Here is a 16,242-nt window from a genome sequence, read left to right as displayed (position 1 = left end):
GTGATGTACCGCGAACGTCCGGCCGGCCTGCCCGGCGCTGTGCTGTGGTCCGCCGTCAGCGAGGGCACGGCCGCCCGGGTGCTGCCGGACGGCTGCCTCGACCTGCTCTGGTCCAGCCGATCGGGCCTGCTGGTGGCGGGGCCGGACCGCACCGCGCACCTGAGCGTCGGCACACCGGGGGAGCGGTGGCTGGGAGTGCGGCTGCCGCCCGGCACCGGCCCGGCCGTCTTCGGTGTTCCCGCCGACGAGCTGCGGGACCGGCGGGTGCCGCTGGACGCGCTCTGGGGTCGCGCGGCCACCGGGATCGCCGAGCGGCTCGGGGACCGGCCGACCGCCGCCGCGCTGGAGGCGGTCGCCGCCGAACGGCTGGCCACCGCCGGCGGTCCCGACCCGCTCGGCGCACGGGTCGCCGCCCGGCTCGCGGCGGGCGCCACCGTCACCGCGACCGCCGCCGAGGTCGGCCTCGGCCCGCGCGCCCTGCACCGCCGCAGCCGGGCCCTCTTCGGGTACGGCCCGAAGACCCTCGCCCGCATCCTGCGGATGCGCCGGGCCCTGGCGCTCGCCCGCACCGGCGCCGGGCTGGCCGAGGTGGCCGTCCGCAGCGGGTACGCCGACCAGGCGCACCTCACCCGCGACGTACGCGAGCTGGCCGGCGTGCCCCCGGCGACCCTGCTGCGGAGCTGACCCGGCGGCGAGTCAACCGGCCAGCGGGGCGTACAAGTCGACGCCGTTGCCGTCCGGGTCGTGCAGCACGGCGTACCGCTGGCCCCAGAAGGCGTCCCAGGGCGGCAGTTCGCCGTGGAAGCCGGCGCCGGTCAGCTCCGCCCAGTAGCGGTCCACCTCGGCCGGGCCGGCGCAGCGGAAGGCGAGGTTGACCCGGGGGCTGCCGGTCGGCGGCGTCCATCCCGGGTGGAAGGTGCGGACCATCGTCACCGCGTCCCAGGCCAGCCGCAGGCCCCCGGGGAGGGTGACCTCCACGTGGTCCTCGGCGTCGGCCTCGGGCGGGATCGCCAGTCCCAGCCGCCGGTAGAAGTCGAGACTGCGGGCCATGTCGGCGACGGCCATGCCGACCAGATCCAGGTGAAGTGCCATGGCGACACGCTAGGCCCGCAGCGGCGTCGTGGTCTTGAACGGAACGGACAGGTCGCAGTGCCCGGTGTGGCCCGCACGGCCGCCTCCGGCGGCGTACCGTGACCAGGGAACAAGTCCGGCCTTAACGGCATAAAAGCCGCATCTCGGCGTGCCTGCAGTGCCGGCCCACACGACGGCGAGGGAAGGGAGCGGTCGGTGATTCACCTGGCCTACCTGGACGCGGGGTCCGGCAGCCTGATCGTGCAGGCGGTGGTCGGCGGGGTCGCGGGAGCGGCCGTCGCCGCGAAGCTCTACTGGCGCCGGTTGGTCGACCGGTTCCGCCGGCAGCCCACCGACCGCGGCTGAGCGGGATCGGACCCCGATGGCGGCCCCCGACACCGGGATCCGGGTCGAGCCCGGCTCCTTCCGCGACCCGGCCAACCGGGTCTTCCACGCCGGCGACGAGGTGCTGCGTGGCCTCGGCCCCGAGGGGGCCCGCGACTGGCGGGCCCTGTCCGGCAGCGCCTTCTTCGCCGAACTGCTCGCCGAGGGCAAGGTCTGCGGCACGGAGCAGGTCGACCCGGCCCGGCTGCCCGGCTGGACGGCGGTGCTGCGCCACGAGCGGATCCCGTTCGTCTCCCACCCGTACGAGTGGTCGTTCGCGATGCTGCGCGACGCGGCGCTGCTGCACCTGGAGATCCTGCGCCGGGCGCTGTCGGCCGGGTTCACCACCAAGGACGGATCGGCCTACAACCTCCAGTGGCGCGGCGCCGCCCCGGTCTTCATCGACGTGGGCTCCTTCGCGCCGCTCGCCGAGGGGGAGCCGTGGGCCGGCTACCGGCAGTTCTGCCAGACCCTGCTCTACCCGCTGCTGCTCCAGGCCCACCTCGGCCTAGACTTCCAGCCCTGGCTGCGGGCCCGGGTCGACGGCATCGAGCCGGATGCGATGCGCCGGCTGTTCCGCGGCACCCGCCGGCTGCTGCCCGGCGTGCCGACCCACGTACACCTGCACGGGGCGATGCAGGGCCGCAACGCCCGCGCCAGCACCACCGAGGTCCGGGCGCAGCTGCGGGCGGCCGGCTACTCCCGGGACCTGGCGCTGGCGACCGTACGCGGAATCGACCGGCTGATCCGTCGGCTGGACCGCCGCGACGAGGGCAGCCACTGGGTGGACTACCAGCGCACCTGCAGCTACACCCCGCGCGACCGGGAGGAGAAGGAGCGCTTCGTCGAGGCCGCGGTGCGGACCGCCGGTACCCCGCGGCTCGTGCTCGACCTCGGCGCCAACGACGGCCGGTACGCCCGGATCGCCGCCCGGCACGCCGCGCAGGTGGTCGCGGTGGAGCAGGACCCGGCCGTGGTGGACGCCCTCTACCGGGCCCTGCGGGCCGAGGGTGAACGCCGGATCCTGCCCCTGGTGATGGACCTGGCCGACCCTTCGCCCGGGGGCGGCTGGCGCGGCGTGGAGCGGGCCGCTTTCGCCCGGCGCGCCCGCGCCGACGTGGTGCTCGCCCTGGCCGTCGTGCACCACCTGGCCCTCGGCCGCAACGTGCCGCTGGGCGATCTGCTCGACCAGCTCGTCGCGTACGCCCGGCCGGGCGGCCGGCTGGTGGCGGAGTTCGTCCACCCCGAGGACCCGATGGCCCGCCGGCTGCTCGCCAACAAGCCGGACGGGCTCTTCCCCGACTACCGGCGCGACGAGTTCGCGCGGCTGCTGGCCGCGCGCTGCCGCATCGAGCGGCAGCAGGAACTGCCCTGCGGCACCCGCACCCTCTACCAGGCGGTCGTGGGTGGCTGATCCGGTCCTCGCGCCGCCGATCGGACGGCGCGATCCCGGCGGGCCACCGACGTCCCCACCGGCCGGCGACGGGCGGCGCGCCGAGCTGGGCCGGCTGCTCGAGGTGACCGCCCTGCTCGGCCTGGTGGTCACCCAGCCGCTGCTCGACGTGCTCGGACGCAGCCCCGACTTCTTCCTGTTCCACCGCGCCGCCCCGCGCGAGGTGCTGCTGCTGGTGGCCCTGATCGCGGTGCTGCCCACGCTCGCCGTCGCGCTGCTCGGGCTGGCCACCGGGCTGGCCGGTCCGCGGGTGCGGCGGGCGGCGCACACCGGGACCGTCGGGCTGCTGCTGGCCGCCTTGGCGGTGCAGGTGGGCCGGCACGGCACCCCGCTGCGGGGCGTACCGCTGGTGCTCGTCGCCGTGCTGCTCGGCGCCGCCGGGGCGGCGGCGCACGCGCGCTGGCGCGGGCCGGGCCGGGTGCTGCGGGTCGCCGCGATCGGGCCGCCCGTCTTCGTCGCGCTCTTCCTCTTCGCCTCGCCCGCCTCTGCGGTGGTGCTGCCCCGCGGGCACGGCGGTGCGGCGGGCGTCGTCGGGCCGGGGGAGCATCCACCGGTGGTCATGATCGTCCTCGACGAGCTGCCGCTGGTCTCGCTGCTCGGCCCGGACGGGAAGATCGACGGCACCGCCTACCCGCACTTCGCCGAGCTGGCCGCCGGGTCCACCTGGTACCGCAACGCCACCGGGGTCAGCGGCTGGACGCCGTACGCGCTGCCGGCGATGCTCACCGGCCGCTACCCGGCCCAGCCCTTCGCCCCGCACTACTCGCAGTACCCGGACAACCTCTTCACCGCCCTCGGCGGCCTGTACGACGTCCGGGCCCAGGAGAGCATCACCCGGCTCTGCCCGCCCAGCCGCTGCGACCAGCCGGCCACCCCCGAGCAGGGGCTCGGCGTGCTGGTCCGGGAGAGCGGCAAGCTGCTGCGGCAGGTCGCCGCGCCGGTGGACAGCCGGATCGACCCGGAGGAGTCGTACCGGGAGCGGACCCGCGCCGAGGCCGGCCTCGACGCCGCCGAGCCGGTCCCGGCCGACCCGAGGTTCCGCTTCGACAACCTGGACGACAACCAGCCGGCCCGGTTCACCAGCTTCCTGGCCGGCCTGCGCCCGTCGGCCCGGCCGACCCTGCACTTCCTGCACCTGCTGATGCCGCACGCGCCCTGGGCCTTTCTGCCCTCGGGGGCGCGCTACGCCGCCCCGGACGACCTGCCCAACGACGGTGCCGGTTGGGTCGAGCTGGCCCGCGCCCGGCACCTGGCCCAGCTGCGCTACACCGACCGGCTGGTCGGCGAGACCCTGCGTACCCTGCGCGCCACCGGCCTGTGGGACAAGGCGCTGATCCTGCTCACCGCCGACCACGGGGTGAGCTTCACCCGGGACTGGCAGGGCCGGGGCCTGGACGCGATCGACAACGCGGCCGGCGAGGTGGCCTGGGTGCCGATGTTCGTCCGTGCCCCCGGGCAGCGCGCCGGCCGGGTCGACGACCGCAACTGGGAGCACGTCGACCTGCTGCCCACCATCGCCGACGCGGTGCACGTCAGGATTCCCTGGCAGGTCGACGGGCGCTCCGCCCGGCAGGCCCCGCGGGCGGGCGCGGAGAAGCGCTTCTACGACCGGCCGGGGCAGCCGCTGACGCTGCGTGGCGGGGTGCCCGGCCGTCCGCCGGACCCTGCGCCGCACCCGCTGGTCGGCACCGAGGTCGGCGACCGGCCGGTCGGCGGGACGGCCACCGTGGCGAACCGGGCGGCGTTCGAGCGCGTCGACCCGGCCGCCGGGGAGCTGCCGGCGCTGGTCTGGGGGACCGTGCCCCGGGCGGTGCCCGACGGCACCCTGCTGGCGGTGGCGGTCAACGGCCGCGTCGGTGCGGTCGTCCCGGTGGTGCCTCCGGACCAGGGGGGCCGGCGCTTCGCCGCTCTCCTTCCGGACGACCACCTGTTCCGCGCCGGGGCCAACCGGCTCGACCTCTACCGGGTCGGCTCCGACGGCGCCCTGCGCCGGCTGAACCTGTCGTAGAACCCTTCGTCCCCGATGTCCGTCATCGTCGGGGCCGCCCCCGCTCACCAGGGTTTCCCAGCCGACGGGCCGGGAATCGGGTGACGCATACCTCACCACCGAACCACGGCGGGCGGTATCCCGGGGAGCGTGATTACGGTAAAAGCGAAGGCAATTCAACGAAGATTCGCCGGCTAAAGCGAGGAACCACATGACGGAAGTCAAGCTCGATCACCCCGGTGGGCAGCTTTCGATGCCGGTGCACGACGCGGTCGAAGGCCCCGCGGGCATCGGGGTGAGCAAGCTGCTGAAGGAAACCGGGATGACCACCTACGATCCCGGGTTCGTCAACACCGCGTCCTGCTCGTCCGCGATCACCTACATCGACGGCGACGCCGGCATCCTGCGGTACCGCGGCTACCCGATCGAGCAGCTGGCCGAGAAGTCCTCCTTCCTGGAGGTCTCCTACTTGCTGATCTACGGCGAGCTGCCCACCCAGCAGCAGCTCACCGAGTTCAGCGACCGGATCCGTCGGCACTCGCTGCTGCACGAGGAGATGCGTCGGTTCTTCGACGGCTTCCCGCGCGACGCGCACCCGATGGCGGTGCTCTCCTCGGCCGTCAGCGCCATCTCGACCTTCTACCAGGACAGCCTGGACCCGTTCGACGCCGAGCACGTCGAGATGTCCACGATCCGGCTGATGGCGAAGGTCCCCACCATCGCCTCGTACGCCTACAAGAAGTCCATCGGGCAGCCGCTGCTGTACCCGGACAACTCGCTGGGCTACGTCGACAACTTCCTGCGGATGACCTTCGGCGTGCCGGCGGAGCCGTACGAGGTCGACCCGGTGATGTCGAAGGTGCTGGACATGCTCTTCGTGCTGCACGCCGACCACGAGCAGAACTGCTCGACCTCCACGGTGCGGCTGGTCGGCTCCAGCAACGCCAACCTCTTCGCCTCGGTCTCGGCCGGCGTGAACGCCCTGTTCGGTCCGCTGCACGGCGGCGCCAACCAGGCCGTGCTGGAGATGCTGGAGAAGATCAAGGCCGACGGCGGTGACGTCCGCTCCTTCGTCCGCAAGGTGAAGGACAAGCAGGACGGCGTGAAGCTGATGGGCTTCGGTCACCGGGTCTACAAGAACTACGACCCGCGCGCCGCCATCGTGAAGAAGGCCGCCCAGGACGTGCTGGGCCGGATGGCCAAGCCGGACCCGATGCTGGACATCGCGATGGAGCTGGAGGAGATCGCCCTCGCCGACGACTTCTTCGTCTCCCGCAGGCTCTACCCGAACGTGGACTTCTACACCGGCCTGATCTACAAGGCCATGGGCTTCCCGACGAAGATGTTCACGGTGCTCTTCGCGCTGGGCCGGCTCCCCGGCTGGATCGCCCAGTGGCGCGAGATGCTCAACGACCCGGAGACCAAGATCGGCCGTCCGCGGCAGATCTACACCGGTGCTCCCGAGCGGGACTTCACCGCGATCGCCGAGCGCTGACCCACCCGCACCACCGAAGGCCGCCGACCCCTGCGGGTCGGCGGCCTTCGCCGTGCTCGGCGATCGTGGCCGGGGGCACGACGAGGGCCGCCGGCCCCGGGCGGGGTCGACGGCCCTTCCCGGGTACGGGTCAGCGCAGGCCGGCGGCGGCCAGCAGGTTTCCCTGCGGGATCGGCGCGGACGCCCGGCCCAGCGTCATCCGCAGCTCGGCGCGCTCGGTGGTGAACGCGGCGTCGCCGGCGATCGCGGTGGCGTACGCCGTCGCGGTGCGGTGGGCGATGGCCGTCCAGCCGTACTGCTCCTGGACCATGGCGCGGGCCCGGCGGGCGAGCAGGCGGGCCCGCTCGCGGTCGGACAGCAGGGCGTCGACGGCCTCGGTGAGCCCGTCCGGGTCCTGCGGGGCGAAGGTCATCCCGGTGACGCCCGGCTCCACGATCTCGGCCAGGCCGCCGGTCCGGGCGACGGCGAGCGGCGCGCCGGCCGCGGCGCCCTCCAGGGCCACCATGCCGAACGGCTCGTAGATGCTCGGCACGGCGAAGCAGTCCGAGGCGGCCATCACGGCCGGCAGGTCGGTGCCGCCGAGGAAGCCCGGCATGCTGACGGTCGCGCCCAGCCCGAGCCGGTGCACCTCGGCCTCCAGCGCGGCCTTGTACGGGCCGTCGCCGACGATCACGGCCCGCAGCCCGGGGTGCCGCTCGCGCAGCCGGGGCAGCCCGGCGAGCAGGTGCTGCACGCCCTTCTCGTAGACCAGCCGACCGGCGAAGGTGACCAGCGGGCCGTCCGCGGCGAACCGGGCCCGGGCCGAGGCCACGGCGGCCACCGGCACCTGCCAGCGGTGCGGCTCGACGCCGTTGGGCACCACGTCCACCCGGCCGGCGGGCACCCCGAACAGCGCGCCCACCTCGTCGCGCATGTACCCGGAGCAGACGATCACCCGGCCGGACTCGCCGGCCAGCCAGTGCTCGACGCCGTGGATGGTGCGGTTCATCTCCTCCGGCAGCCAGCCCTGGTGCCGCCCGGCCTCGGTGGCGTGGATGGTGGTGACCAGGGGCAGGTCGAGGTGCTCGGCGAGGGTGATCGCGGTGTGCGCGACGAGCCAGTCGTGGGCGTGGATGACGTCGTAGGCGCCGGACTCGGCGGCGCGCAGGGCGGCGCGGGTCAGGGTGTGGTTGAAGGCCATGGTCCAGGCCAGCAGGGAGCCGGTGGCCAGGGGGAAGGTGACCGGGTCCTCGGCGGCGCGCAGCACGCGCACGCCGTCGGCGTACTCCTCCAGGGGTGCGCCCTCGGCGTGCCGGGTGACGACGGTGACCTCGTGCCCGGCGGCGGCCAGCGCCACCGACAGCGCGTGCACGTGCCGGCCCAGGCCCCCGACCAGCACGGGCGGGTACTCCCAGGAGAGCATCAGGATGCGGCGGGTACGGGGGGCCACCCCGGTGCCGGTGCCCTGCTGCGGGACCTGCGGGCGCGAGGTGGGGGTGGGCCGGCAGGTCCGGTCCGGTGCGGTCACGAGCTGCTCGCCGACCCGCGGGGTGGTCACATCAATCTCCGTCCATGCATGGAGGGTCGCGCCGGCAACGGTGGCGGCGGAAAGGAGGTGGTGGGGTGGCCGAGGGCCGAGCGGAGGCACCCGCGCGGGCGCGTCCGCATCAAGGAAAGGCCATGACGCGGTCCGGCGCATCTCGAAGAGGCCTATCGTGACGGAGGACACCCAAAGGTCTGTCTCGGCATCAGGTGGGTGGATATCGGATACCCGCCGATCGGGTGGATTGGCCGGCGGGGATGTGGGGCATTAGCGGCGTGCGCACCGGCGGCCCGCCCGCACGGTGCGCTCACGATCATGTGCCGAAGGAGCGACATGCAGGTCTGGCCGGGCGAGCGCTATCCCCTCGGGGCCACCTACGACGGAATGGGCACCAACTTCGCGATCTTCTCCGAGGTCGCCGAGAAGATCGAACTCTGCCTCTTCGACGAGTGGGACACCGGTGCCGAGCGGCGGGTCGAGCTGCGCGAGGTGGACGCCTACGTCTGGCACGCGTACCTGCCCGGCGTCGAGCCGGGGCAGCGGTACGGCTACCGGGTGCACGGGCCGTACGACCCGGCGAATGGGGCGCGCTGCAACCCGCACAAGCTGCTGCTCGACCCGTACGCCAAGGCCGTGGACGGCGAGGTCACCTGGGACCCGGCGGTCTACGACTACGAGCTGGGCGACCCGGACCGGATGTCCACCACCGACTCGGCGCCGTTCATGCCCAAGTCGGTGGTGGTGAACCCGTACTTCGACTGGGGCAACGACCGGCCGCCGCGCACCCCGTACCACCACTCGGTGATCTACGAGGCGCACGTGCGCGGGCTGACCATGCGCCACCCCGGGATCCCGGACGAGCTGCGCGGCACGTACGCGGCCATCGCCTCGCCCGTCATGATCGACTACTTCAAGCGGCTCGGGATCACCGCCGTCGAGCTGATGCCGGTGCACGAGTTCGTGCACGACCACCGCCTGACCGACCTGGGGCTGCGCAACTACTGGGGCTACAACACCATCGGCTTCTTCGCCCCGCACCACGGCTACTCGGCGCTCGGCCGGCTCGGGCAGCAGGTGCAGGAGTTCCGGGGCATGGTCAAGGCGCTGCACGCCGCCGGCATCGAGGTGATCCTCGACGTGGTCTACAACCACACCGCCGAGGGCAACCACCTGGGCCCGACGCTGAGCTTCAAGGGCGTCGACAACGCCAGCTACTACCGCCTCAGCGAGGAGGACCGCCGGTACTTCGTCGACTACACCGGCACCGGCAACAGCCTCAACGTACGCAGCCCGCACTCGCTCCAGCTGATCATGGACTCGCTGCGCTACTGGGTCACCGAGATGCACGTCGACGGCTTCCGCTTCGACCTGGCCGCCACCCTGGCCCGCGAGTTCTACGAGGTCGACCGCCTCTCCACCTTCTTCGAGGTGGTCCAGCAGGACCCGGTGGTCAGCCAGGTCAAGCTGATCGCCGAGCCGTGGGACGTCGGCCCCGGCGGCTACCAGGTCGGCAACTTCCCGCCGCAGTGGACCGAGTGGAACGGCAAGTACCGCGACACCGTGCGGGACTTCTGGCGCGGCGAGCCGGCCACGCTGGCCGAGTTCGCCTCCCGCATCTCCGGCTCCGCCGATCTCTACCAGGACGACGGGCGGCGCCCCTTCCACAGCATCAACTTCGTCACCTGCCACGACGGGTTCACCCTCAACGACCTGGTCTCCTACAACGACAAGCACAACGAGGCCAACGGCGAGTCCAACCGCGACGGCGAGAGCCACAACCGGTCGTGGAACTGCGGCGTGGAGGGCGAGACCGACGACCCGGCCGTGCTGGCCCTGCGCGCCCGGCAGCGGCGCAACTTCCTCGCCACCCTGGTCCTCTCCCAGGGCGTGCCGATGATCGGCCACGGCGACGAGCTGGGCCGCACCCAGCGCGGCAACAACAACGCCTACTGCCAGGACAGCGAACTGGCCTGGATCGACTGGGAGCGGGCCGACGACGAGCTGCTGGCCTTCGTGCAGCGGCTCACCGACTTCCGGGCCCGGCATCAGGTGTTCCGCCGCCGCCGGTTCTTCACCGGCCTGCCGGTCGGCGGCCGGGCCGCCGGCTCCGGCCTGCCCGACCTGGCCTGGTACACCCCGGACGGCCGGGAGATGACCGGCGAGGACTGGGGCAACGACTTCGGCCGCTCGGTCGCGCTCTTCGTCAACGGCGACGGCATCCCCGAGCGCGGCCAGTACGGCCAACGCCACCAGGACAGCTCCTTCCTGCTCTGCTTCAACGCCCACGACGCCCCGCTGGACTTCACGCTGCCCGGCGAGGAGTTCGGGCAGCGCTGGGAGTTGGTGATCAGCACCGCGGAACCGGAACCGGAGAAGACCACGACGGTCGAGGCGGGCGGCGCGATCTGCGTACCGGACCGCTCCCTGGTGGTCCTGGAGAGGACGGTCTGACCATGCCCGACACCCCTCGGCCCGACCCGACGGCGGCACCGACGACGCGGGTCGGGTCGACCTACCGCGTCCAGGTGCGGCCCGGCTTCGACCTGGACGCCACGGCCGGCCTGGCCGGCTACCTCGCCGACCTCGGCGTCACCCACCTCTACAGCGCGCCGCTGCTCGCCGCCACCCCCGGCTCCGCGCACGGCTACGACGTGGTCGACCACCGGGCGGTCAACCCGGAACTCGGCGGCGAGGCCGGCCGGCAGCGGCTGGTCCGGGCGCTGCGCGCGGCCGGGCTCGGCCTGGTCGTGGACATCGTGCCCAACCACGCCGGGGTGGCCCAGCCGGCGGCCAACCCCGCCTGGTGGGACGTGCTGCGCCGGGGCCGATCCTCGGCGTACGCGGACTGGTTCGACATCGACTGGGACCGGGGCCGGCTGCTGCTGCCGGTGCTCGCCGACACCCCCGACGCCCTCGACGACCTCAAGATCGTCGACGGGGAGCTGCGCTACCACGAGCACCGCTTCCCGATCGCCGACGGCACCGGCGAGGGCGGGCCGCGCGAGGTGCACGACCGGCAGCACTACGAGCTGGTCTCCTGGCGGCGCGGGGACAGCGAGCTGACGTACCGCCGGTTCTTCGCCGTCTCGGACCTGGCCGGGCTGCGGGTGGAGGACCCGGCGGTCTTCGACGCCACCCACGCGGAGATCCTGCGGTGGGCGGCGGCCGGCGAGCTGGACGGCATCCGGGTCGACCACCCCGACGGGCTGCGCGACCCGGCCGGCTACCTGGCCCGGCTGCGCGCCGCCGCCCCCGACGCCTGGCTGGTGGTGGAGAAGATCCTCGAGTACGGCGAGGAGCTGCCCGACTGGCCCGTCGAGGGCACCACCGGCTACGACGCCCTCCCGGCGGTCTGCGGGCTCTTCGTCGACCCGTCCGCCGAGGCCGACTTCACCGCCCTGGACGCCCGGCTGACCGGCCACCACACCTCCTGGCAGGACCTGACCCACGCGACCAAGCTGGCCGCCGCCACCCGGCTGCTCGCCGCCGAGCTGACCCGGCTGGCCGCCCTCGCCCCGGAACTGGACCGGCAGGCCACCCGGGAGTCCCTCGCCGAGCTGGCCGCCTGCTTCCCGGTCTACCGGGGCTACCCGCCCGAGGGGGCCCGGCACCTCGCCGCCGCCCGCGCCGAGGCCGGTCGCCGTCGCCCCGACCTGGCCGCCACCCTGGACGCGGTCACCGCCCACCTGCGCAACCCGGAGCACGAGCTGGCGAAGCGGTTCCCGCAGCTCTCCGGCGCCGTGATGGCCAAGGGGGTGGAGGACACCGCCTACTACCGGTGGAGCCGGTTCATCGCGCTCAACGAGGTCGGCGGGTCACCCGCCCACTTCGGCGTGTCGCCGGCGGAGTTCCACCGCTTCGCCGCCGCCCGGCAGGTGCGCTGGCCGGCGAGCATGACCACGCTCTCCACCCACGACACCAAGCGCGGCGAGGACGTCCGGGCCCGCCTCGCCGTCCTGTCCGAGCTGCCCGAGCACTGGGCCGAGCGGGTCGAGGACTGGATGGCCCGCGCGCCGCTGGCCGACCCGGCCTTCGCCCACCTGCTCTGGCAGACCGCCGTCGGCGCCTGGCCCGTCGAGCGCGAGCGGCTGCACGCGTACGTGGAGAAGGCCGCCCGGGAGGCGTCGGTCTCCACCAGCTGGGCCGACCCGGACCTCACCTTCGAGCGCGACCTGCACGCCCTGGTCGACCGGATGTACGACGACCCGGCGCTGCACGCCGAACTCACCGCCTTCGCCGCGGAGATCACCCCGGCCGGCTGGTCCAACTCGCTCGGGCAGAAGCTGGTGCAGCTCGCCATGCCCGGCGTGCCGGACACCTACCAGGGCACCGAGCTGTGGGAGAACAGCCTGGTCGACCCGGACAACCGCCGCCCGGTCGACTTCGCCGTACGCCGCGACCTGCTGGCCCGGCTCGACGGCGGCTGGCGACCGGCGGTCGACGCCGACGGCGCGGCGAAGCTGCTGGTGGTCTCCCGGACGCTGCGGCTGCGCCGCGAGCACCCGGAGCTGTTCACGACCTACCGGCCGGTGCCGGCCCACGGCCGGGCCGGTGCGCACGCGATCTCCTTCGACCGGGGCGGGGCGATCGCCGTCGCCACCCGCCTCCCGCTGACGCTGGCCCGCTCCGGCGGCTGGCGGGGGACCACCCTCTCGATTTCCGGCAACAGTGTTGCCGACGTGTTCACCGGCCGGGTCTACAGTGGGTCTGAGCTGCTCCTGGATGATCTGCTGAGCACCTATCCCGTCGCCCTGCTGGCTCCCACCGACTCCGTGGAGGCTGCCGCATGACCGAGTTCACGGTGTGGGCGCCCGAGGCCGCCCGGGTCCGGCTGCGCCTGCCCGGCGTGGCCGACCACGACATGCGCGCCGGCCCGGACGGCTGGTGGCGCGTCGAGGTCCCCGACGCCGGGCCGGGCACCGACTACGCGTTCCTGCTCGACGACGACGAGCGGGCCCTGCCCGACCCCCGCTCCGCCTGGCAGCCCGCCGGGGTGCACGGGCCCAGCCGGCTCTACGACCACGCCGCCTACCGCTGGACCGACCAGGGCTGGACCGGCCGGCAGCTGCCCGGCAGCGTGCTGTACGAGCTGCACGTCGGCACGTTCACCCCCGAGGGCACCTTCGACGCGGCGATCGGCCGGCTGGACCACCTGGTCGGCCTCGGCGTCGACATGATCGAGCTGCTGCCGGTGAACGCCTTCAACGGCGAGTACAACTGGGGCTACGACGGCGTCTGCTGGTACGCCCCGCACCAGCCCTACGGCGGCCCTGACGGGCTGAAACGGCTGGTCGACGCCGCCCACGCCAAGGGCCTGGGGGTGATCCTCGACGTCGTCTACAACCATTTCGGGCCCTCCGGGGCCTACGCGCCGATGTTCGCGCCGTACCTCACCGAGCAGAGCAACACCTGGGGCCGGACCGTCAACCTCGACGGCCCGCACTCCGACGGGGTACGCCGCTACATCGTCGACAGCGTGCTGATGTGGCTGCGCGACTACCACGTCGACGGGCTGCGGCTGGACGCCGTGCACGCCATGCCCGACTCCCGGGCCACCCACTTCCTGGAGCAGGTCGCCGCCGAGGTGGAGACGCTCTCGACGCACCTGGGCCGGCCGTTGTCGCTGATCGCCGAGTCCGACCTCAACGACCCGAAGCTGATCACGCCGCGCGAGGCCGGTGGCTTCGGCCTGCACGCCCAGTGGAACGACGACGCCCACCACGCCCTGCACACCCTGCTCACCGGGGAACGGCAGGGCTACTACGGCGACTTCGGCTCGCTGGAGTGCCTGACCGAGGTGCTGACCGGCGCGTTCTTCCACGCCGGCACCTGGTCCAGCTTCCGCAGCCGCAGCCACGGGCGGCCGGTGGACCGGCAGCGGACCCCGGGGCACCGCTTCGTGGCGTACCTGCAGAACCACGACCAGATCGGCAACCGGGCCACCGGCGACCGGATCTCGGCCAGCCTCTCCCCGGCGCTGCTGCGCGTCGGGGCGGTGCTGCTGATGACCGCACCGTTCACCCCGATGCTGTTCATGGGGGAGGAGTGGGCGGCCAGCACCCCCTGGCAGTTCTTCACCAGCCACCCCGAGCCCGAGCTGGCCACCGCCGTCGCCACCGGGCGACGGCGCGAGTTCGCCGCGCACGGCTGGCCGCCGGGTGACGTGCCCGACCCGCAGGACCCGCAGACCTTCCTGCGCTCCCGGCTCGACTGGGCCGAGCTGGACAAGCCCGAGCACCGCGAGATGTACGAGTTCCACCGCCGGCTCATCGCGCTGCGCAAGAGCCGGCCCGACCTGTCCGACCCCCGGCTGGACCGGGTCGAGGTACGCCACGGCGACCAGTTCCTGCTGATGCGCCGCGGGGAGCACCTGGTGGTGGCGAACCTCGCCGGCAAGCCGCAGCGGATCAACCTGCCGGGGGTGGTGCGCAGCGTGCTGCTGGCCACCGGGACCGGCGTCACGGTGATGCGCGACGGCATCGAGCTGCCGGCGGAGACGGCGGCGATCGTGGCGCTCTGAGGCTCGGGCGGCGAGCCGCCGGGACCAGATCCCGCATCGCCGCACACGTTCGCAAGGCCACCTCCCAGCCTCGGGAGGTGGCCTTTCCGTTGTGTGCAGCAGCGGTCAGGCGTCGAGCGCGGCCGCCCTGGCCCGCCGGAGACACTGGGCACCGTGCCGGCCCGTGAACCCTTTTTCCGCGGCCTGCGGACAACAGGTGATGGTTCCCGCTGGGCGGAAGGGTTGTGCATGAATCGTTTGAGACGGGTGAGGGCTGCCGACGTCGGCACGCTGACGGATGCGGCAGTCATCGAGCGGTCCGTCCGGGACCCCGAGAGCTTCGCGGTGATCTTCGACCGGCACGCGCCGTGCATCCATCGCTATCTGGCGAGACGGGTCGGCGCCGGGATGGCGGACGACCTGGCCGCCGAGACGTTCCTGGCGGCGTTCCGCCGTCGGGAGCGGTTCGACACCGCCCATCCGGACGCCCGGCCGTGGCTGTACGGCATCGCCACCAACACGGTGAGCCAGCACCGGCGCGAGGAGGAACGCGAGTACCGGCTACGGCAGGCGTACGTCCCCGCGATGAGCGAGGCGTCGCATGCCGATCGGGTCGCCACCGTCGTCACCGCGCAGTCGCTGCGCCGAACGTTGTTCGGCGCCCTGGCCGAACTCTCCACCGGCGATCGCGACGTGCTGCTCCTGATCGCCTGGGAGGAGTTGACCTACGACGAGACGGCCGCCGCGCTGGCGATCCCGGTCGGCACGGTGCGGTCACGACTCAACCGCGCCCGCAAGCTGCTCCGCGATGCGCTGGGCGGCGATTCCACCCTCACGATCGAGGAGGCATTGAGCAATGGATGACCTGCGACTGCTCCGGCAGATCGGCCAGGAGACCCCGCCGGCTACCACCGAACAGCTGGCCTCGGCCCGCGGCCGGCTCCTGGCCGCGATGACCCCTCCTTCCCCCGCCCCGACCACGATCCGTCCCACGACCCGCAAGAGCTGGCGACTCGTGCTCGGCGGGATGGCGGCGGCGGGTGTCGCGGCGGCGATCACCTCGGTGCTCGTGCTGGCTCCGGATCGGCTCGGCGGTGACGTGCCGGCCGCCCGGGCGGACGCGGGCCAGGTCCTGCGGAACGCGGCAGCCGCCGCGCTGCGCGTGCCGGACGTGACTCCCCGGCCCGGCCAGTTCGTCTACTCCCGCAGCCAGGAGGGTCGGGGGATGCGGGAGAGCTGGATGTCGGTGGACGGCACCCGGGACGGTCTGATCGTCGAGACCTCCGCCGCCGGCCGCACGGAATGGATCGTCCCCGGCTGCCGGAACGGACGGGCGGCGGTGCTCAAGGGCGGCGAGATCGTTCCGGGCCGGACTGAACGGTGCACTCCGGCACCGGCCTACCGCGCCGACCTGCCCACCGATGCTGCCGCCATGCGGACCTTCCTGGCCGGGAACCGCAGCGGCGAGCCGGGTGACGCCAATGCCGCCGGCAAGGACGTGCTCTACTACCTGACCGACAGCTACCTGCGGCCCCGTACCCTCGCTGCGCTCTACGAGGCCGCGGCGACGACGCCGGGCCTGCGGGCGGTGGAGCAGGCCAAGGACGGCGCGGGCCGAGCGGGCATCGGGATCGCCTGGCCGTCGACGAGGGGCTCGGGGGAGATCGTGCTGGTCTTCCACCCCGAGAGCTACGCCTTCCTCGGCGTGGGCGGTTCGGCGGGATCGTCGGCCGTGCTCGCCCGCGACATCGTCGACCGCGTCGGTCAGCCGAGCTGAATCCGTCTCACCGGGCGGGCCGCCTCGCGCGGCCCGCCCGGTCGCCGTGGGGGC

Annotated in this window: 12 protein-coding genes; 10 read left to right on the top strand and 2 right to left on the bottom strand. The window is 73.5% G+C overall.

The genetic code is table 11. From position 1 onward, the window contains the following. The first annotated feature begins 3 nt into the window (after nt 1–3). Nucleotides 4–684: a helix-turn-helix domain-containing protein gene (locus tag ACSNN7_RS17415; protein ID WP_436681862.1), complete on the top strand. Its 681-nt coding sequence runs from the start codon at nt 4–6 to the stop codon at nt 682–684. Nucleotides 685–696: 12 nt separating this feature from the next. Here the strand turns inward: ACSNN7_RS17415 and ACSNN7_RS17410 are convergent, their stop codons facing one another. Further along, complete coding sequence (locus tag ACSNN7_RS17410) at nt 697–1,092, bottom strand: VOC family protein (protein WP_436681861.1); 396 nt, start codon at nt 1,090–1,092, stop codon at nt 697–699. A 195-nt stretch (nt 1,093–1,287) separates the two neighbouring features. Between ACSNN7_RS17410 and ACSNN7_RS17405 the strand changes: the two genes are divergently transcribed. From ACSNN7_RS17405 to ACSNN7_RS17390, 4 genes are all read left to right on the top strand, one after another. Next, nucleotides 1,288–1,437, top strand: coding sequence for a hypothetical protein (locus tag ACSNN7_RS17405; RefSeq protein WP_170285311.1), 150 nt, complete (start codon nt 1,288–1,290; stop codon nt 1,435–1,437). 16 nt (nt 1,438–1,453) lie between these two features. Beyond that, the gene (locus ACSNN7_RS17400; RefSeq protein WP_436681860.1) at nt 1,454–2,869 is read left to right on the top strand and encodes a class I SAM-dependent methyltransferase; all 1,416 of its coding nucleotides are present in this window, start codon (nt 1,454–1,456) and stop codon (nt 2,867–2,869) included. 19 nt (nt 2,870–2,888) lie between these two features. Then, nucleotides 2,889–4,916, top strand: coding sequence for a sulfatase-like hydrolase/transferase (locus ACSNN7_RS17395; RefSeq protein WP_436681886.1), 2,028 nt, complete (start codon nt 2,889–2,891; stop codon nt 4,914–4,916). Nucleotides 4,917–5,106: 190 nt separating this feature from the next. After that, a complete protein-coding gene (locus ACSNN7_RS17390; RefSeq protein WP_436681859.1) occupies nt 5,107–6,390 on the top strand; it encodes a citrate synthase in 1,284 nt (427 codons plus the stop codon). 130 nt (nt 6,391–6,520) lie between these two features. Here the strand turns inward: ACSNN7_RS17390 and ACSNN7_RS17385 are convergent, their stop codons facing one another. After that, nucleotides 6,521–7,927, bottom strand: coding sequence for a glycosyltransferase family 4 protein (locus ACSNN7_RS17385; RefSeq protein ID WP_436681858.1), 1,407 nt, complete (start codon nt 7,925–7,927; stop codon nt 6,521–6,523). A 318-nt stretch (nt 7,928–8,245) separates the two neighbouring features. Here ACSNN7_RS17385 and glgX point away from each other — a divergent pair, with 318 nt between their 5' ends. From glgX to ACSNN7_RS17360, 5 genes are all read left to right on the top strand, one after another. Continuing rightward, nucleotides 8,246–10,363 carry a glycogen debranching protein GlgX gene (glgX, locus tag ACSNN7_RS17380; protein ID WP_436681857.1) on the top strand — a complete coding sequence of 706 codons (2,118 nt, stop codon included), beginning with the start codon at nt 8,246–8,248 and terminating at the stop codon, nt 10,361–10,363. Between the two features lie 2 nt (nt 10,364–10,365). After that, nucleotides 10,366–12,702 (top strand): malto-oligosyltrehalose synthase, encoded by a 2,337-nt coding sequence (gene treY, locus ACSNN7_RS17375; RefSeq protein ID WP_436681856.1) that lies wholly within the window; start codon nt 10,366–10,368, stop codon nt 12,700–12,702. Then, nucleotides 12,699–14,432, top strand: coding sequence for a malto-oligosyltrehalose trehalohydrolase (gene treZ / locus ACSNN7_RS17370; RefSeq protein WP_436681855.1), 1,734 nt, complete (start codon nt 12,699–12,701; stop codon nt 14,430–14,432). The genes treY and treZ overlap by 4 nt, the downstream gene beginning before the upstream one ends. 228 nt (nt 14,433–14,660) lie before the next feature. Next, the gene (locus ACSNN7_RS17365) at nt 14,661–15,275 is read left to right on the top strand and encodes an RNA polymerase sigma factor (protein ID WP_436681885.1); all 615 of its coding nucleotides are present in this window, start codon (nt 14,661–14,663) and stop codon (nt 15,273–15,275) included. Then, on the top strand, nt 15,268–16,188 hold the full coding sequence (locus tag ACSNN7_RS17360) for a CU044_5270 family protein (RefSeq protein WP_436681853.1): 921 nt from the start codon (nt 15,268–15,270) through the stop codon (nt 16,186–16,188). The genes ACSNN7_RS17365 and ACSNN7_RS17360 overlap by 8 nt, the downstream gene beginning before the upstream one ends. Nucleotides 16,189–16,242 lie beyond the last annotated feature (54 nt).

Source organism: Micromonospora sp. URMC 105, assembly GCF_051386295.1.
In the GTDB taxonomy this organism is placed as follows: Bacteria; Actinomycetota; Actinomycetes; order Mycobacteriales; family Micromonosporaceae; genus Micromonospora.
This window is presented reverse-complemented; position numbering and strand designations above follow the sequence as displayed.